This window comes from Caulobacter sp. 17J80-11 (assembly GCF_014349105.1).
In the GTDB taxonomy this organism is placed as follows: Bacteria; Pseudomonadota; Alphaproteobacteria; order Caulobacterales; family Caulobacteraceae; genus 17J80-11.
Genome location: NZ_JACSJI010000005.1, coordinates 147,403 through 165,779, shown reverse-complemented (window position 1 = coordinate 165,779; position 18,377 = coordinate 147,403). Strand labels below are relative to the sequence as shown.

Here is an 18,377-nt window from a genome sequence, read left to right as displayed (position 1 = left end):
CGTCGGGGTTCCACCTATCATGAACGGCCACGCCCGTGAAACGGCCGCGGCTGCGACCCTTGCGGCGCACGACGGCCCCGACCATGATCCGCGCCCGAATGGTTATCTCCGTCCCCGCCGAGGCCCCGGCCCGCGTGCTCGCTCCCGGCGCCCACATCGTCGACGTGCTGATCGCCGAGCGCGCGCCTCGGCTGACCGCGTCCGCGGCCTGGCCGATCGTGCGCCCGGTGCTCTACGGCCTGCTCGACTACGGCCGCGCCCGGGCCATGGCCGACGCCATCGTCGACCTGTCGGGCGACGAGGCCATGGCCTACGCCTCGCGCCTGCTGGACCTGAAGACCTCGGCCCTGTTCCTGGAGCGCGTGCCGGCCAAGGGCCGCTGCGTTGTGGTCTGCAACCACCCGACCGGCATCGCGGACGGCGTGGCGGTCTACGACGCCCTGCGCCGCGTGCGCGAGGACGCCATCTTCTTCGCCAACGCCGACGCCCTGCGGGTCTGTCCGCGGCTGGCCGAGAGCATCATCCCGGTCGAGTGGGTCGAGGCCAAGCGCACCCGCGAGAAGACCCGCGCCACCCTGCACGCCGCCAAGGAGGCGTTCGAGGCCGAGCGCGCCGTGGTCATGTTCCCCGCCGGGCGGCTGGCCAGGCGGGCCAAGGACGGCTCTCTGACCGACCCGCCGTGGGCGGCGACCGCCGCCTCGCTGGCCCGCAAGTACGACGCGCCGATCGTGCCGGTGCACGTGGCCGGGCCGTTCTCCACCCTGTTCCACGCCTTCGACAAGGTGTCGCCGGAGCTGCGCGACGTCACCCTGTTCCACGAGCTGCTGAACAAGCGCGGCAAAGCCTTCCAGCTGACCGTCGGGCCGGTGATCCCGACCTCCAAGCTGGACGTGGACGCCGCCAAGGCGATCTACGCGCTGAAGGCCTATGTCGAGCGCGTGCTGCCGGCCGCGCCGGACGCGGAGTTCGCGTGACCCTCGACCATCCGATCGACCTGCCGCTGGCCGACGCCGAGGCGACCACGCGCCTGGGCGCGGCGGTGGCCGAGCTGCTGACGCCCGGCGACGCGGTGCTGCTGACCGGCGACCTGGGCGCGGGCAAGTCCACCCTGGCGCGCGGCCTGGTGCGGGCCCTGACCCGGCCGGACGAGGACGTGCCCTCGCCGACCTTCACCCTGGTGCAGTTCTACGAAGGGCGGCTGCCGGTCGCCCATTTCGACCTCTATCGGCTGACCGATCCGGACGAGGCCTACGAGCTGGGGCTGGACGAAGCTTTGGACGAAGGGGCGGCGGTGGTCGAATGGCCGCAGCGTCTCGGCTCTCGCCTGCCCCCCGACAGACTGGATATAGACCTGAGTGAGACGGGGGAGGGCCGCACGGCGCGGCTCGTTCCGCACGGGTCGTGGAAGGGGCGTTCGCTTGAGTTCTGACCGTGAGGCGGTGAAGTCCGCGTTCCTGGCGCAGGCCGGCCTGGCCGACGCTCAGCGTCATCCCTTGCCGGGCGACGCCTCCACGCGCCGCTACGAGCGGCTGCAGCTGGCGTCGGGGACCTCCCTGATGCTGATGGACGCGCCGCCCTCGGCCGAAAGCCAGCCCTGCCCGCCGGACGCCACCCCGGAAGAGCGCAAGGCCGCCGGCTACAACGCCATGGCCCGCCTGGCGGCCGGCCGGGTCGACGCCTTCGCCGCCTGCGCCGGCTTCCTGCGCTCGCGCGGCCTGTCGGCGCCGGAGATCGTGGCGCTGAACGCAGGCGAAGGCCTGGCGGTCACCGAGGACCTGGGCGACGGCCTGTTCGCCCGCCTGATCGAGACCGGCACCGACGAAAAGCCGCTCTACTTCGCCGCGGTCGAGGCGCTGGCGTCCCTGCACGCCGAGGCCCCGCCCGCGGTGCTCGGCGCCGACGGCGCGCGCTGGCCGCTGCTGGCCTACGACGACCTGGCCCTGAAGACCGGCGGCGACCTGTTCGTCGAGTGGTTCGGCAAGTTCGACCCGCGCGTCGACCTCTCGGACGACGCCCGCGCCGAGTGGGAAGGCCTGTGGGCCCCGATCCGCGCCCGCGCCGACGCCGGGGCCAGCGTGTTCACCCACCGCGACTACCACGCCGAGAACCTGCTGTGGCTCTCAGGCCGTCAGGGCGCCGCGCGCGTGGGCATGATCGACTTCCAGGACGCGGTGCGCGCCCACCCGTCGTGGGACCTGCACAGCCTTCTGCAGGACGCCCGCCGCGACGTGTCCCCGGAGCTCGAGGCCGCCAGCCTCGACCGCTATTTCGCCGCCCGTGGCGGCGGCGTCGACCGCGAGGCCTTCATGGCCGACTACGCCGGTCTGGCGGCGCTGAACGAGGCGCGGATCCTGGGCATCTTCGCCCGCCTCGTCGTCCGCGACGGCAAGCCCCGCTACAAGGCCTTCATGCCGCGCATGTGGCGCCACCTGAACGCCAACCTGACCAAGCCCGGCATGGAAGGCCTGGCCGCCTGGTTCGAGCGGCACGTGCCTTCGGAGGTGCGCGCATGAGCGGCGGTCCCAAGACGGCGATGGTGCTGGCGGCAGGCCTCGGCACCCGCATGCGTCCCCTGACCAACGACCGGCCCAAGGCCCTGGTCGAGGTGGCGGGGCGCACCCTGATCGACCACGTCCTGGACCGCCTGGCCGACGCCGGGGTCGAGAAGGCCGTGGTCAACGTCCACTGGTTCGCCGACCGGCTGGAGGGCCACCTCTCGGGCCGCACGCGCCCGGAGATCGTCATCTCCGACGAGCGCCGCCAGCTGCTGGAGACCGGCGGCGGCCTGAAGAAGGCTCGCCCGCTGCTCGGCCCCGATCCGGTCTGGGTCGCCAACATTGATTCCGTGTGGATCGACGATGGCGACGCGCTGGGCGAGCTGGCCCGCATGTGGGATCCGGAGAAGATGGACGCCTGCCTGCTGCTGGCGCGGCGCGAGGCCTCGATCGGCTTCGAGGGGGCGGGCGATTTCTTCCTGGCCGACGACGGCCGCCTGACCTTCCGCGGCGAGGCCGCGAGCGCGCCCTTCGCCTACATGGGCGTGCACATCACCAAGCCCGGCATCGTGGCCGACCAGCCGAAGGGGCCGTTCTCCCTGACCAAGGTCTGGCGCCGCCTCGCCGACGAGGGCCGGCTGTACGGCCGGGTGCTGGACGGCTTCTGGATGCACGTCGGCGATCCACAGGCCCGCGACGCCGCGGAGGCGAAGCTGAAGGAGCCGGCGTGACGAGCGGCGTGACCCCGGGCGGTCCGTTTTCCGCAACCGGGCCGCGCTGGTTCACCGTCTCCTCCCACCGCCCGTTCGTCGACGATCTGGCGTCGGTCCTGCACGCCAGCCTGGCGCCGCTCGGCCCCGAGGCCCTGACCGACGCCATCGTGCTCACCCCCACCCGCCGCGGCGCGCGCGCCCTGGCCGACGCCTTCGTGGGCGCGGCCGGCGGGCGGGCAGTGCTGCTGCCGCAGATCCGTCCCGTCGGCGACCTCGACGAAGGCGAGCCGCCGTTCGAGCCGGGCGACCTCGCTTTGGACCTGCCGCCGGCCGTCGCGCCGCTGCGCCGCCGCTTCGAGCTGGCCCGACTGATCGTCGACCACGCCCCGCCGGAGGGCCGGGGCGAACTGGACGCCGCCGCGGCGCTGGAGATGGCCGACGCGCTCGCCGCCTTCCTCGACTCCGCCCAGATCGAGGAGCGGCTGGATCCCGACCGCATCGAGCGACTGGTCGAGGGCGATCACGCCGAGCACTGGCGCCGCTCCGCCACCTTCCTGGCCGTGGCCACCCGCAAGTGGCCCGAGCGCCTGAAGGAATTGGGGCTGATCGACCCGACCGAGCGGCGGGTGCGCCTGCTGCGCCGCCTGGCCGAGCAGTGGGACCGCAATCCCCCGACCATTCCGCTCATCGCCGCCGGCTCGACCGGCACGGCCCCGGCCACCGCCGACCTGCTGGGCGTGGTCGCCCGCGCGCCGCTGGGCTGCGTGGTCCTGCCCGGCCTCGACCTCGACCTCGCCGACGAGGCCTGGACCCTGGTCGACGAGCAGCATCCGCAGGGCGCCATGAAGCGCCTGCTGGACCGCCACGGCGTCGCCCGGGACGAGGTGAAGACCTGGCCGGCCGAAGAGACCGAAGCCGAGCGCAACCGCGGCCGCTCGCGCCGGCGCCTGGTCAACGAGGCCCTGCGCCCGGCCGAGGCCACCGCCGACTGGCTGCAGCAGATCCGCAAGCTGCAGGAAGAGGGCGTGAAGACCGGGGTCGACCCGCTGGCCGAGGGCCTGCAGGGCCTCTCGACCGCCGCCGCGCGCACCGAGGAGGAGGCCGCCGCCGTCGCCGCGCTTCTCCTGCGCGAGGCGCTGGAGACGCCCGGCCTGACCGCCGCCCTGGTCACCCCCGACCAGGCCCTGGCCCGGCGCGTGTCGGCGCGGCTGTCGCGCTGGGGCGTGGAGGCCGACTCCTCGGCCGGTGCGCCGCTGTCGAGCTTCCCGGTCGGCACGCTCGTGGCCCTGCTGGCCGAGATCCTGACCGATCCGCTGTCGCCGGCCGCCCTGCTGGGCCTCTTGAAGCACCCGCTGGTGCGGTTGGGCGTCGGCGAGGGCGAACTGGCCCGCCGCCGCGTGGCGCTGGAGGAGTTCGGCCTGCGCGGGCCGCGGCCGAAGACCTGGACGGCCCTGCAGGCCCGGCTCGAGAAGGCCGCCGACGACGCGCGCGCCCGCGGCCGCGAGGCGCGGGTCACCGCTCTGGCCCAGGCCGCCGAGATCGCCGCCAAGCTGCAAACCGCCGTCGAGACCGCGATCGGACCGTTCGCTGCCGGCGCGGCCGAGGTGCCCGAGGCGGCGACCGCCTTCGCCCGCGCGCTGGAGTTCCTGGCCCGCGACGCGGTCGGCTCGACCGGATCGCTATGGGGCGGCGGCGGGGGCGAGACCCTGGCCGCCCTGCTGGCCAGCCTGATCGAGGAATCCGCCTGCCTGCCGCCGGCGAAGGCGTCCGGCTTCAAGGCCCTGCTGGAAACCCTAATCGCCTCGGAGACCGTGCGCACCGGCGGGGCGACGCATCCGCGCCTGCGGGTGCTGGGCGCCATTGAGGCCCGCCTGATCCGCGCCGACCGGCTGATCCTGGCCGGGCTGGAGGAAGGCGTCTGGCCGCAGGGCGCGCCGATCGATCCCTTCCTGTCGCGGCCCATGCGCGCGGCCCTGAAACTGCCGCCGCCGGAGCGCCGCATCGGCCTGTCGGCCCACGACTTCGCCCAGGCCGCCTGCGCGCCCGAGGTGATCCTGCTGACCACCGAACGCCGCGGCGGCCAGCCGGCCGTGCCCTCGCGCTGGCTGTGGCGGCTGGAGACCCTGGCCAAGGGCGCAGGGCTCAGCCTGCCCGGCCGCGACGACGCGCTGGGCTGGGCCCGCGCGCTGGACCGCCCGCGCGCCGAGAAGCCGCGCTACGCTCCGCGCCCGAAGCCGACCCCGCCGGTCGACGCCCGCCCGCGCGCCCTGTCGGTCACCCGGGTCGAGCGCTGGGTGCGCGACCCCTATTCGATCTACGCCGACAAGGTGCTGCGTCTGAAGGCGCTGGACCGGCCGGACGCGGCGGCCGAGGCCCGGGCCCGCGGCGACGCCGTGCACAAGGCGCTGGAGCGGCTGGTCCAGCGCTGGCCCGAGGCCCTGCCGGCCGACGCGGACGTCGCGGTCGAGACCCTGCTGCTGGACGCCCTGGCCGAGTACGGCTTCGACGGCCCGGCCATGGCGCGCGAGGCGCCGCTGGCGCGAAACCTCGCCCGCTGGATCGCCGACTTCGAACGTCGCCGCCGTCAATCCGCCCCGCGCCGGCTGATCGAGCAAAAGGGCGAGCTCAAATTCCTGGTCGAGGGCCGCGAGTTCACCATCGACGCGCGGGCCGACCGCATCGAGCTCAGCGACGTCGGCGCCGCCGTGCTGGACTTCAAGACCGGCCAGGCCGCCTCGCGCGAGCAGGTCGAGAGCGGCTTCGCGCCCCAGCTGACCCTGACCGCGGCGATCCTGGCGGCCGGCGGCTTCGCCGAGGCCGGCGAGGTCGAGGCCTGCGAACTGACCTACGTGCGCCTGACCGGCCGTCGAAAGCCGGGCGAGGAGCTGACACGGGCCGGCCCCGGCGAGGCGGCCGAATGGGCGCGCGACGCCTTCGACGGCCTGATGCGCCGCATCCGCCGCTTCGACGATCCGGCCACGCCCTACGTCTCCTGGGCCGCGCCGCAGTACATGGGCCGTTACGGCGGCGACTACGACCACCTGGCGCGCGTGTGGGAATGGCACGTAGTCGGGGCCGACGGCGACGAAGGGGGCGAGGGATGAGCAAGCCGCACAGCCCTCAGACCCAGGCCGCCGACCCGTCCCTGTCGGTGTTCGTCACCGCCAACGCCGGCTCCGGCAAGACCTCGACCCTGGTGAGCCGCGTGGCGCGTCTGCTGCTGCGCGGGGTCGATCCGGCGGCCATCCTGTGCATGACCTACACCAAGGCCGCCGCCGCCGAGATGCAGCGGCGCCTGTATCAGCGCCTGGGCGGCTGGTCGGTCCTGCCCGACGCCGAGCTGCAGAAGGAGCTGGCCAAGCTCGACGAGAGCGAGCCGGCCCGGTTCGACGCGGCCATGCTGTCCCAGGCCCGCGCCCTGTTCGCCCGGGCGCTGGAGACACCCGGCGGGCTGAAAATCCAGACCATCCACGCCTTCTGCGAGAAGCTGCTGCGCCGCTTCCCTCTGGAGGCCGGCGTGTCGCCGCGCTTCAAGGTGCTGGAGGACGCCGCTGCGGCCGAGGTCTCCGCCGAAGCCCGCGACGACGTCGCCCGCCTGGCCCTGGCCGAACCGGGCGGCCTGGTCGGCCGGGCCTACGCCCACTTCGCCGTCGAGCTGGACGGCGGCGCTTTCGAGGGCCTGTTCGGCGCGATCGAGAACAAGCGCGCCGACTTCCAGGCCTGGTTCGACGAAAGCGGCGGCCCCGGCGCGGCGGTGGAGCGGATCTGGAAAGCCTGCGGCTTCGACCAGCCGGTCGAGCCCGAGGCGGTCGAAACTGACACCTTCGCCGCGATCGACTGGAACGCCTGGCGCCGGGTGGTCGACGCCATGGCCGAGGGCTCGGCCCAGGACCAGAAGTGCGCCGACAAGATGCGCACCCTGGCGGAAGCGGCCGAAGGCGGAAGCTTCGACTTCGCCAAGCTGGTGGACGTGTTCTGCACCGCGGCCGGCGAGCCCCGGAAGAAGCTGGCCACCAAGTCGGTCGCGCCCTGGGCCGGCGACTGGCTGGTCGGCGAGCAGGGCCGGATCTGCGAGGCCCTGGCCAGCCTGCGGGCCGCGCGCGTGGGGCGCGACAGCGCCTATGTGGCGGCCCTGGCCTACGCCTACCTGACCCTCTACGCGACCGCCAAGGCGGCCTCCGGCGGGCTGGACTTCGCCGACCTGATCGCGCGCACCCGCGATCTGCTGGTCGACCGCGCCGACGCCGCCTGGGTGCTCTACAAGCTGGACGGCGGGGTCGAGCACGTGCTGGTCGACGAGGCGCAGGACACCGCGCCCGAGCAGTGGGACATCGTCCAGGCCCTGACCGCCGAGTTCTTCGCCGGCGACGGCTCGGCCCGCGACGAGCGCCTGTTGGCCCGCTCCATCTTCGCCGTCGGCGACGAGAAGCAGTCGATCTACTCCTTCCAGGGCGCGCGCCCCGAGCGGCTGGCCCAGGAGCTGGAGAATTACCAGACGATCGTGCGCGGCGCCGGCGGCGCCTTCGAGCCGGTGCCGCTGCTCAAGTCCTGGCGCTCCACGCCGGAAGTGCTGGCCTTCGTCGACGCGACCTTCGCCGCCGAGGCCGCCCGCGCGCTCAGCCCGCTGAAGGGCGAGGCGCCGGTGCACGTGGCCGCGCGCAAGGACCACGCCGGCTGCGTGGACCTGTGGCCGCTGTTCAAGGACGAGCCGGCCGAGAAGGCCGAAGCCTGGGACGCGCCCGTCGACGCCGAGCCGAAGGAGAGCGCCCGAAAGCGCCTGGCGCGGCGCATGGCCGAGGAGATCGCCGGCCTGATCGCCCGCGGCGAGGCGGTGCACGACAAGGACGAGAACCGCTGGCGCGCCGCCAATGCGGGCGACGTGCTGATCCTGGTCCGCCGCCGCGACGCCCTGTTCGAGGAGATCATCCGCGCGCTCAAGCAGAAGGGCGTGCCGGTGGCCGGCGCCGACCGGCTGAAACTGTCCAGCCACATCGCCTTCGACGATCTGATCGGGTTGGGCCGCTTCCTGCTGTTCCCGGACGACGACCTGACCTTGGCCGCCCTGCTGCGCAGCCCGTTCTGCGACGTGGACGAGCAGTCGCTTTACGACCTTGCGTACTGCCGCAAGGGCGGCCTGTGGCGCACCTTGCGCGAGCGCGCGGGCGCGCGCCCCGAATGGGCCGCCGCCGCCGACCTGCTGGCCTGGGCGACGGAGGCCGAGGCGGGGCGCACGCCGTTCGACTTCTATTCGCGCTTCCTGAACCGGCTGGACGCGCAGGGCCGGTCCATGCGCGCCCGCGTGCTGGAGCGGCTCGGCCGCGAGGCCGAGGAGGCGGTCGACGAGTTCCTGGCCCAGGTGCTGAACGCCGAACAGCGTGGCGCCGCCGCCATGGAGACCGTGGTCGCCGCCCTGGAGCAGGCCGAGGTCGAGGTGAAGCGCGAGATGGAGGGCGCGCACGGCGAGGTGCGGGTCATGACCGTGCACGGCGCCAAGGGCCTGGAGGCCCCGATCGTCTTCCTGCCCGACACGACGGTGAAGGCGACGGCCCAGGGCGCGCCCCTGTTCCGCACGCCCGACGGCGTCTTCCTGTGGGCCCCGCGCAAGGACGACGACTGCGAAGCCTCCGCCGAGGCGCGCCGGCTGCGCGACGACCGCATCGACGACGAGAGCCAGCGCCTGCTCTACGTGGCCCTCACCCGCGCGCGCGACCGCATCGTGGTCTGCGGCCGGGTGGCGGCCAAGCGCACCCCGGCCGAGGGCTCGTGGTGGGACCTCTGCAGCCGCGCCTACGACCACGACAGTGTCGACGCCCGCGCCGTGGCGCTGTCCGACGGTATGGAAATCACCCGCTTCGGCCCCGACCCGGTCACGGCTTCAGCCGAGGCGGCGAAGGCCGCGGCCGCCCACCTCCTTCCCGGCTGGACCTGTCGGATCGCGACGCCGGAGGCCCTGCCCCGCTGGGCTTCGCCGACCAGCCTGGTCGAGGATGTCGGCCGCGCGCCGGCCCCCTCGCCGCTTTCGGCCCGGGGCGGCCTGGGCCGCTTCCGCCGCGGCGAGCTGATCCACAAGCTGTTCCAGATCCTGCCCGACATCGCGCCCGCGGCCCGGGCCGAGGCGGCCGAACGGCTGCTGGCCCGCGAGCCCGGCCTGTCGGACGACCAGCGGAGCGAGATGGCCGCGGCCGCCTTCGCCGTGCTGGAAGATCCGAAGTTCGCCGCCGTGTTCGGCCCCGGCTCGCGGGCCGAGGTGGCCATCGCGGGCAAGTCGCCGGAACTCAAAGCGGGCCTGGCCATTTCAGGCCGGCTGGACCGCCTGGTGGTCACGCCCGACCGGGTGCTGGTGGTCGATTACAAGACCAACCGCCCCGCCCCCGACCGGGCCGAGGACGCCGATCCGTCCTACCTGGCTCAGATGGCGGTTTACGCGGCGGTGCTGCGGACCATCTATCCGGGGCGGAGCGTCGAGGCGGCGCTGGTCTGGACCGACGGCGCCAAACTGACGCCGCTTTCGGCGGAGCTACTGGACGCCACCTTGGCCGCTCTGCGTGCCGCCTGAGTTGCCGAGGGTCACATGCGACCCCACATGGGCTGACGAAGAATCGCGCTAGCTAGGGCGCGAACTGTGAGGAGAGATCTCTGATGGCCACTGTGAAGGTCACGGACGAATCGTTCGAACTCGACGTCCTGAAGTCGGGCAAGCCCGTGCTGGTCGACTTCTGGGCCGAGTGGTGCGGCCCCTGCAAGCAGATCGCTCCCGCGCTGGAGCAGATCTCCGAAGAGCTGGCCGACCAGGTGACCATCGCCAAGGTCAACATCGAGGACAGCCCGTCGGTCCCGACCCGCTACGGCGTGAAGGGCATTCCGACCCTGATGCTGTTCAAGGACGGCCACATGACCTCGATGAAGGTCGGCGCCATGCCCAAGCAGAAGATCCTGGAATGGCTGTCGGAGACCGGCGTCGCCTCGGCGGCGTGAGCCCCGACCGATTTTCGCTGAAAGTTTGAGGGACGCCTTCGGGCGTCCCTTTTGCTTTTTCCCTCTCCCCTTGCGGGAGAGGGAGGGGCCCACGCGAAGCATGGGAGGGTGAGGGGTCGAGCCGAGGCCTGAAAGGTCGTGCAACCCCTCATCCTCCCACCGGCCTGCGGCCGGCGGGCCCCTCCTTCTCCCGCAAGGGGAGAAGGTTAGTTGGGCCAGGTCTCCGGCGACCGCGCCAGCACTTCTCCAGCCAGATAGAGCGAGCCGCAGATCACCACCCGGGCCCGCTCGCCGGCCGCCGCCAGCGCCTGATCCAGCGCCTCGTCGACGCTCTCGCAGGCGGTCGCCGCAAGGCCGGCCTCGCGCGCGGCCCCGGCCAGCGCCTCTGGCTGGGTGGCGGTCTCGCTCTCGAACGGGACGGTGAAGATGCGCGGGCCGAGATCGGCGAAGGCCCCGAAGAAGCCGGCCGCGTCCTTGTTGGCCAGCAGGCCCGCGATCAGCACCGGCGGACGCCCGTCGCGGCGGGTCAGGGCGGAAAGCGCGTCGGCCACGGCGCGGGCGGCGTGGGGATTGTGCCCACCGTCCAGATAGAGCTCCGCCCCGGCTGCGCGCGCCCGCTCGGCCAGCGGACCGGCGGCCAGCTTCTGGAACCGGGCCGGCCACACGGCCGAGGTCAGGCCGCGCGCGATCGCCGCCTCGTCGATCTTCGGATGGTTCAGCAGCACGGCGGCGGCGACCGCCGCGCCGGCGTTGTCGATCTGGTGCGCGCCCGGCAGCGACGGGAGGGGCAGGTCCAGAAGCCGGTCGGCGCCCTGGAACACCATGCCGCCGCGCTCGGAGAAGGCGTCGAAGTCGCGGCCCAGCACGGTCAGGGGCGCGCCGATCCGCTCGGCCTGGGCTTCGATGACCGCGAAGGCGGCCTCGGACTGGCGGCCGATCACGGCCGGTCCGCCGCGCTTGAGGATGCCGGCCTTCTCGGCGGCGACCTCCTCGATGGTGCCGCCGAGGAATTCGCGGTGGTCCAGGTCGACGGGCGCGATCACGCTGACCGCTGGCGCGCCGATCACGTTGGTGGCGTCGAGCTTGCCGCCCAGCCCGACCTCCAGGATGCAGAGATCCGCGGGCGTGTCGGCGAAGGCGGTGAAGGCGGCCGCGGTCGTCACCTCGAAGAAGGTGATCGGCTCGCCGGCGTTGGCCTGCTCGACCCGGTCCAGCACCGCGGCCAGTTCCTCGTCGCTGATCAGCCGGCCGGCCACGCGGATGCGCTCGGCGAAGCGGACCAGGTGGGGCGAGGTGTAGACGTGGACCTTCAGGCCCGCGGCTTCCGCGATGGCGCGCACGAAGGCGACGGTCGAGCCCTTGCCGTTGGTGCCGGCCACGTGGACCACCGGCGGCAGCTTGAGCTCCGGATCACCCAGCGCGCTGCAAAGGCGCTGCATGCGCCCCAGCGACAGGTCGATCTTCTTGGGATGCAGCGCCTTCAGCCGCTCCAGCGCGGCGTCGTGGGGCAGGAGGCGGTCGGTCATTCTACTCCTCCCCTGTGGAGCGCAGCGGAACGGGGGAGGGGGACCGCCCGCAGGGCGGTGGAGGGGGCGAACCGCCGCCCCGACCCGTTCGAGTTCAACGAGATGTAGCCAAACGAAAGGGGGCGCGCACCGGCTCGCCCCCTCCACCACACTTCGTGTGGTCCCCCTCCCCCGCTACGCAGGGGAGGAGAAAATCACGCCGCCCGGCGCTTGCCGCCCAGCAGCATGCCGAGCACCGCGCCCAGCACGTCGCGCATTTCGTGGCGGTGGACGACGCGGTCGACCATGCCCTTCTCGACCAGGTACTCCGAGCGCTGGAAGCCCGGCGGCAGCTTTTCGCGGATGGTCTGCTCGATCACGCGCGGGCCGGCGAAGCCGATCAGCGCGCCCGGCTCGCCGAAGTGCACGTCGCCCAGCATGGCGTAGGAGGCGGTGACCCCGCCGGTGGTCGGGTCGGTCATGACCACGACGTAGGGCAGCTGGGCGCGCTTCAGCTCCTGGATGGCCAGGGTGGTGCGGGCCATCTGCATCAGCGACAGGGCGCCTTCCTGCATGCGCGCGCCGCCGGCGGCGGTGAACACCACCAGCGGGACGCCGCGGGCGACCGCAGCTTCGGCGGCGGCGATGAAGCCCTCGCCCGCGGCCATGCCCAGCGAACCGCCCATGAAGGCGAAGTCCTGGACCAGCACGACGGTCTTCACGCCCTTGATGGTCCCATAGCCGATGGCCATGGCGTCCTGGGCGCCGGTCGCCTTGCGGGCGGCGGCCAGCCGCTCACGGTAGGGACGGCCGTCGAAGAACTTCAGCGGATCTTCCGGAACCGGCGGGGTGGGCAGCTTTTCCCACTCGGCGCCGTCGAAGGTGTAGCGGAACCGGGCTTCCGACCCGATCCGCATGTGCCGGCCGGACGGGGTGACCCACTGGGCCGCCTCCAGGTCCGGGCGGTAGATCATCTCGCCCGTGTCCGGGCACTTGACCCAGAGGTTCTCGGGCGTGTCGCGTTTCGCGAAAGCCTTGCGGACGCCGGGCGCGATCTTGGCCAGCCAGCCGCCGCGCTCACGGCGCTCGCCAGCCTTGGTCCCGCGTTCGCCGCCCTTGTCGTCGAATTTCTCGGCCATCACCATTCGTCAGGCCCCCGCCTTACTGACACGCGCAGACCGCACAGCCTTAGCCAATTGCGCAGCCCTTTCCACAACTTTCGACACTGGCGCTTCGTTCGCCGCCAGCGCCACAGCGATCTCGTCCACCAGCGCCGAGCCGACCACGGCGGCGTCGGCCACCCGCGCCACTTCGGCGGCGCGCTCGGGCGTCTTGATGCCGAAGCCCACCGCCACCGGCAAGCCCGACGCGGCCCGAACCCGCTCCACCGCGGGCGCCACGGCCGAGGCGTCGGCCTCGCGCACGCCGGTCACCCCGGCGACGGACACATAGTACACGAAGCCCGACGTCCGGCGAACCACGACCGGCAGGCGCCGGTCGTCGGTGGTCGGCGTGGCCAGGCGGATCAAGGAAATCCCGGCCGCGTCCAGTTCGTCCGCCAGCGGGTCGGCCTCTTCCGGCGGACAGTCGACCACGATCAGGCCGTCCACGCCGGCCTCGGCCGCCTCGCGGGCGAACCGGGCGTAGCCGTAGGAGAAGAGCGGGTTCAGGTAGCCCATGAGCACCAGCGGCGTCTCGGCGTCCCCGTCACGGAAACGGCGGACCAGCGCCAGCGTTCCGGACAGCGTCATGCCGGCCTTCAGCGCGCGCAGCGACGCCTTCTGGATCGGCGGGCCTTCGGCCATGGGATCGGAGAACGGGAAGCCCAGCTCGATCACGTCGGCGCCGGCCCCGACCAAGCCCTGCATGATCTGGAACGAGGTGTCGGCGTCGGGGTCGCCGGCCATGACGTAGGCGACGAAGGCGGCGCGGCCCTCCGCCTTCAGGGCGGCGAAGCGCGTGTCCAGGCGCGTCTTGGTCAAAGCTTGGTCCCCAGCGCGTCGGCCACGGTGAAGATGTCCTTGTCGCCACGGCCGGACATCATCAGCACCACCACGCCGTCCTTGCCGATCTCGCGGGCGACCTCGCCGACACGGGCGATGGCGTGCGACGGCTCGAGCGCGGGGATGATGCCCTCGAGCGAGGCGCACAGCTGGAAGGCCTCCAGCGCCTCGGTGTCGGTGGCCGACACGTACTCGGCCCGGCCGATGTCGTTCAGGTGCGCGTGCTCCGGCCCGATGCCCGGATAGTCCAGGCCGGCGGAAATCGAGTGGGCGTCGATGATCTGGCCGTCGGGGTCCTGCAGCAGGTAGGTCTTGTTGCCGTGCAGCACGCCCGGGCGGCCCCCCTTCAGCGAGGCGGCGTGGGCGCCGGTGTCGATGCCGTGGCCGGCGGCCTCGACCCCGATCAGGCGCACGCCCTCGTCCTCGATGAACGGGTGAAACAGGCCGATGGCGTTGGAGCCCCCGCCGATGCAGGCCACCACGGCGTCGGGCAGGCGACCTTCCGCTTCCATGATCTGCTGCTTCACCTCGCGGCCGATCACCGTCTGGAAGTCGCGGACCATGGCCGGATAGGGGTGCGGGCCGGCGGCGGTGCCGATGATGTAGAAGGTGTCGGCGACGTTGGTCACCCAGTCGCGCATGGCCTCGTTCATGGCGTCCTTGAGGGTGCCGGTGCCCGAGGTGACGGGGATCACTTCCGCGCCGAGCAGGCGCATGCGGAAGACGTTGGGCTTCTGCCGCTCGACGTCGGTGGCGCCCATGTAGACCACGCAGGGCAGGCCGAAGCGGGCGCAGACGGTGGCGGTGGCCACCCCGTGCTGGCCGGCCCCGGTCTCGGCGATGATGCGGGTCTTGCCCATGCGGCGGGCCAGCAGGATCTGGCCCATGCAGTTGTTGATCTTGTGCGCGCCGGTGTGATTGAGCTCGTCGCGCTTGAAGTAAATTTTCGCCCCGCCGAAGTGCTCGGTCAGGCGCTCGGCGAAGTACAGCGGACTCGGCCGGCCCACATAGTGGGTCAGGAAGCCGTCCAGTTCGGCCTGGAACGCCGGGTCGGCCTTGGCCGCCGCGTAGGCGCGGTCCAGCTCCAGCACCAGCGGCATCAGGGTCTCGGCGACGTAACGGCCGCCGTAGTCGCCGAACCGGCCGTCAGCGTCCGGCCAGGCGTAGGCGTTCGATAGCGATGCGTTCACGCGGTCTCTCGTCCTGGGCGCCCCCGCCCGAGCGATGCTCAGATCCGACCCACGGCTTCGAGGAAAGCCTTGATCAGAAGCGGGTCTTTTAAGCCCGGCCCACGCTCCACGCCAGAGGAAACGTCCACCATCGGCGCGCCGGACGCCTTCACGGCTTCGGCGACGTTCCAGGGATCCAGCCCGCCGGCCAGGAACCACGGCCGGTCGAACCGGCGCCCCGACAGGATGGTCCAGTCGAACCGCGCCCCCACCCCGCCCGGCAGGTCGGAGTCCTTGGGCGGCCTGGCGTCGAACATCAGGTGCTCGACCACCGGCTGGTAGGCGCGCGCCGCCTCGACGTCGGAGCTGTCGGAGACGGACAGGGCCTTGACGATCCCCGCCCCGGACCGGGCCGCGATCTCGCGCGCCCGCGGCGGCTTCTCGGCCCCGTGTAGCTGGATCAGGTCGGGGCGCAGGGCCCGCGCCACCGCGTCGACCTCGGCGTCGGAAGGGTCGACCATGACGGCCACCACCTTTACGCCGCCGCGCTGGCGCACCGGCTCGACCAGGCGGGCGGCGACCTCGGGCGCGACGTTGCGCGGACTCTTCGGAAAGAACACGAAGCCGAGGTGCGCGGCGCGGCCGTCCACGGCGGCGCGGACGGCTTCCGGCGTGGACAGGCCGCAGATCTTGGCGAGGGTCATCCGCGCCTCGTGTCCCTCGATCGCGCCTTCGTCAAGGCCGATCCCGGACGGAGCGCCCTGCGGTTTCGCCGCGCGACGTCGGCCTTCGCCGCAACAGCCTTGCCGGCGGAGTCACGGCGCTCCAGCGTCCCGCCATGCTGGACGCCCTGCTCCTGGCCGCCACGGTCGCCGCCTCTCCCGCCTGCTCCGCCCCCGAGCACCGGCAGCTCGACTTCTGGATCGGCCGCTGGACCGTGATCGACGCCAGGACCGGCGCGATCGCCGGCGAAAGCGTGGTCGAGCCGGCCTGGGAAGGCTGCGCCGTGCGCGAGGAGTTCCACAGCCCGGACGGCTTCGTCGGCGGCAGCCTGAACGCCTGGGACAAGGCGGCCGGCCAGTGGCGGCAGTTCGGGGCCGGCTCGACCGGGGCCGCCCGGGCGTTCGCCGGCAGCTGGACCGGCGAGGCGATGGAGTTGCACACGAGCCAGCCCCGCCCCGGCCAGAGCGACCTGCTGATCGTCATGCGCCTGCAACCGCTGTCCGACGGCGGCCTGCGCCAATGGTCCGACGTCTCGCGCGACGGCGGGGCCACCTGGAGCCCCCGCTATGACTATTTCTACCGCCCGAGGCCCTGACCCGCTTTTCGCGCGCCACGCGTAGTCCTAAATGGACCTCGGCCGCACCTCCCCGCGGCCCTCTCGCCTTTTCAGGAGCCTTCCATGGGCTATCGGGTCGCCGTCGTGGGCGCCACCGGCAATGTCGGCCGGGAAATGATGAACATCCTCGAGGAGCTGGAATTCCCGGTCTCCGAAATCCACGCCGTGGCCTCGCGCCGCTCGCTGGGCGTCGAGGTCTCGTTCGGCGAGAAAATCCTCAAATGCCAGGACATCGAGCAGTTCGATTTCTCCAAGGTCGACCTCGTCCTGATGAGCGCCGGCGGCGACGTCAGCCGCGCCTGGTCTGAAAAGATCGGCGCCCAGGGCCCGCTGGTGATCGACAACTCCTCGGCCTTCCGCATGGACCCGGACGTGCCGCTGATCGTGCCGGAGGTGAACCCCGACGCGATCGAGGACAGCTACCGCAAGAACATCATCGCCAACCCGAACTGCTCGACCGCCCAGCTGGTGGTGGCGCTGAAGCCGCTGCACGACGTCGCCCCGATCAAGCGGGTGGTGGTGTCGACCTACCAGTCGGTGTCCGGCGCGGGCAAAGCCGGCATGGACGAGCTGTGGGACCAGACCAAGGGCGTGTTCGTCCTGGGCGCCCCGCCGCCCAAGAAGTTCACCAAGCAGATCGCCTTCAACGTCATCCCGCACATCGACGTCTTCATGGACGACGGCTCCACCAAGGAAGAGTGGAAGATGGCGGTCGAGACCCAGAAGATCCTCGATCCGTCGATCCAGGTGACCGCCACCTGCGTGCGCGTGCCGGTGTTCGTCGGCCACTCCGAGGCGGTGAACCTAGAGTTCGCCAAGCCGCTGGACGAGGACGAGGCGCGCGACATCCTGCGCGCCGCGCCGGGCGTGGTGGTGATCGATAAGCGCGAGGACGGCGGCTACGTCACGCCCAAGGAAGCCCAGGGCGAGTTCCCGGTCTACGTCAGCCGCATCCGCAAGGATCCGACCATCGAAAACGGCCTGAACCTCTGGGTCGTCGCCGACAACCTGCGCAAGGGCGCGGCGCTGAACGCCGTGCAGATCGCCGAGCTCGCCCACGAGCGCGGCCTGCTCAACCGGGCGACGGCGTGAGCGACGAGCACGCGCAGGCGCGCACGGCGCTGGTCGCCGGCGTCGCCTGCTACGCGCTCTGGGGCCTGGCGCCGCTGGTCTACCAGCCGATGGGCCGGGCCGGCGCCGACGCCTGGGAGATCATGGGCCACCGCGCCGTCTGGTCGGTGCTGTGGGCCGGCCTGCTGGTCGTGCTGGCCAGGCAGGGCCCGCAGGTCGTCCGGGTGCTGAAGACCCCGCGCGTGGTCGGTCTGCTGGCCGTCTCCACCGTGCTGATCGCCATCAACTGGACCCTGTTCGTGTGGGCGGTGAACTCCGGCCGCACGCTGGAGACCAGCCTCGGCTACTACCTCAACCCGCTGCTCAACATGGCGCTGGGCGCCTGGATGTTCCGGGAACGGATCGACCGCTTCGGTCGGGCCGCCATCGGCCTGGCGGCGGTCGGCGTGGTGTTCCAGGGCGTGGCGCTGGGCCACCTGCCCTGGGTGTCCCTGACGCTCGCGGTCTCGTTCGCCGCCTACGGCGTGATCCGCAAGAAGGTGTCGGCCGAGGCCCAGACCGGCCTGTTCGTCGAGTGCCTGCTGCTGACCCTGCCCGGCGCGCTTTACCTCGCCTGGCTGGAAGGCTCGGGCCAGGGCCACTTCACCCGCAGCGCCTCGGCCGCCTTCTGGCTCAGCCTGGCCGGGCCGATGACGGTGTTCCCGCTGGTGCTGTTCAGCTGGGCGGCCCGGCGCATGCCGCTGTCGACCATGGGCTTCCTGCAGTTCCTGGCGCCGACCATCAGCTTCTTCATCGGCGTCAGCCAGGGCGAGCGCTTCGACTGGCTGCGGGGCGTGTCCTTCGCCTTCATCTGGCTGGGCGCGGGCGTGTTCGCCTTCGGCGCCTGGCGCAAGGTGCGCGAACGCAAGCTGGCGGCGGCGGCGATCGAGGCGGAGGGGGCGGCCGAAGCAGAACCGGCGACGGGACGGCCGGCGGCGTAACTGCCCCTCCAACCGTCATCCCGGAAAGCGCGCAGCGCTTATCCGGGACCCAGCAAGCTCGACATCAACACTGCGAAGCCGGCCCGCAACAAGCGCGGCGCTTGCTGGGTCCCGGCTCTCCGCTGCG

Annotated in this window: 15 protein-coding genes; 10 read left to right on the top strand and 5 right to left on the bottom strand. The window is 72.4% G+C overall.

Going from position 1 to position 18,377, the window contains the following annotated elements:
- Positions 1–98: 98 nt before the first annotated feature.
- From H8B08_RS07595 to trxA, 7 genes are all read left to right on the top strand, one after another.
- A complete protein-coding gene (locus tag H8B08_RS07595) occupies positions 99–974 on the top strand; it encodes a 1-acyl-sn-glycerol-3-phosphate acyltransferase (protein ID WP_187449595.1) in 876 nt (291 codons plus the stop codon).
- Entirely contained in the window at positions 971–1,429 is a 459-nt protein-coding gene (gene tsaE, locus H8B08_RS07590) for a tRNA (adenosine(37)-N6)-threonylcarbamoyltransferase complex ATPase subunit type 1 TsaE (RefSeq protein WP_370545436.1), read from the top strand. The genes H8B08_RS07595 and tsaE overlap by 4 nt, the downstream gene beginning before the upstream one ends.
- Entirely contained in the window at positions 1,419–2,513 is a 1,095-nt protein-coding gene (amgK, locus tag H8B08_RS07585; protein WP_187449594.1) for an N-acetylmuramate/N-acetylglucosamine kinase AmgK, read from the top strand. Before tsaE ends, amgK begins: the two co-directional genes overlap by 11 nt.
- On the top strand, positions 2,510–3,226 hold the full coding sequence (gene murU / locus H8B08_RS07580) for an N-acetylmuramate alpha-1-phosphate uridylyltransferase MurU (RefSeq protein WP_255500715.1): 717 nt from the start codon (positions 2,510–2,512) through the stop codon (positions 3,224–3,226). Before amgK ends, murU begins: the two co-directional genes overlap by 4 nt.
- Entirely contained in the window at positions 3,223–6,312 is a 3,090-nt protein-coding gene (gene addB / locus H8B08_RS07575; RefSeq protein WP_370545435.1) for a double-strand break repair protein AddB, read from the top strand. Before murU ends, addB begins: the two co-directional genes overlap by 4 nt.
- The gene (gene addA, locus H8B08_RS07570) at positions 6,309–9,764 is read left to right on the top strand and encodes a double-strand break repair helicase AddA (RefSeq protein ID WP_187449593.1); all 3,456 of its coding nucleotides are present in this window, start codon (positions 6,309–6,311) and stop codon (positions 9,762–9,764) included. The genes addB and addA overlap by 4 nt, the downstream gene beginning before the upstream one ends.
- An 83-nt stretch (positions 9,765–9,847) precedes the next feature.
- Positions 9,848–10,183 (top strand): thioredoxin, encoded by a 336-nt coding sequence (trxA, locus tag H8B08_RS07565; protein ID WP_163261438.1) that lies wholly within the window; start codon positions 9,848–9,850, stop codon positions 10,181–10,183.
- Between the two features lie 206 nt (positions 10,184–10,389).
- Here trxA and H8B08_RS07560 read toward each other — a convergent pair whose 3' ends face one another.
- From H8B08_RS07560 to H8B08_RS07540, 5 genes are all read right to left on the bottom strand, one after another.
- Positions 10,390–11,709, bottom strand: coding sequence for a folylpolyglutamate synthase/dihydrofolate synthase family protein (locus H8B08_RS07560; RefSeq protein ID WP_187449592.1), 1,320 nt, complete (start codon positions 11,707–11,709; stop codon positions 10,390–10,392).
- A gap of 194 nt (positions 11,710–11,903) precedes the next feature.
- Positions 11,904–12,833, bottom strand: coding sequence for an acetyl-CoA carboxylase carboxyltransferase subunit beta (locus H8B08_RS07555; protein WP_187449591.1), 930 nt, complete (start codon positions 12,831–12,833; stop codon positions 11,904–11,906).
- Between the two features lie 3 nt (positions 12,834–12,836).
- Positions 12,837–13,670, bottom strand: coding sequence for a tryptophan synthase subunit alpha (gene trpA, locus H8B08_RS07550; RefSeq protein WP_187449590.1), 834 nt, complete (start codon positions 13,668–13,670; stop codon positions 12,837–12,839).
- On the bottom strand, positions 13,667–14,881 hold the full coding sequence (gene trpB, locus H8B08_RS07545) for a tryptophan synthase subunit beta (RefSeq protein ID WP_187449589.1): 1,215 nt from the start codon (positions 14,879–14,881) through the stop codon (positions 13,667–13,669). Before trpB ends, trpA begins: the two co-directional genes overlap by 4 nt.
- Positions 14,882–14,919: 38 nt before the next feature.
- A complete protein-coding gene (locus H8B08_RS07540) occupies positions 14,920–15,564 on the bottom strand; it encodes a phosphoribosylanthranilate isomerase (RefSeq protein ID WP_187449588.1) in 645 nt (214 codons plus the stop codon).
- Between the two features lie 134 nt (positions 15,565–15,698).
- On the opposite strand from H8B08_RS07540, the gene H8B08_RS07535 reads away from it, so the two are divergent.
- The 3 genes from H8B08_RS07535 (at position 15,699) to rarD (ending at position 18,250) form a co-directional block, all read left to right on the top strand.
- A complete protein-coding gene (locus H8B08_RS07535) occupies positions 15,699–16,178 on the top strand; it encodes a hypothetical protein (RefSeq protein ID WP_187449587.1) in 480 nt (159 codons plus the stop codon).
- Positions 16,179–16,262: 84 nt separating this feature from the next.
- A complete protein-coding gene (locus tag H8B08_RS07530) occupies positions 16,263–17,291 on the top strand; it encodes an aspartate-semialdehyde dehydrogenase (RefSeq protein ID WP_187449586.1) in 1,029 nt (342 codons plus the stop codon).
- Positions 17,288–18,250 (top strand): EamA family transporter RarD, encoded by a 963-nt coding sequence (gene rarD / locus H8B08_RS07525; RefSeq protein ID WP_187449585.1) that lies wholly within the window; start codon positions 17,288–17,290, stop codon positions 18,248–18,250. The genes H8B08_RS07530 and rarD overlap by 4 nt, the downstream gene beginning before the upstream one ends.
- The last annotated feature ends 127 nt before the right edge of the window (positions 18,251–18,377 follow it).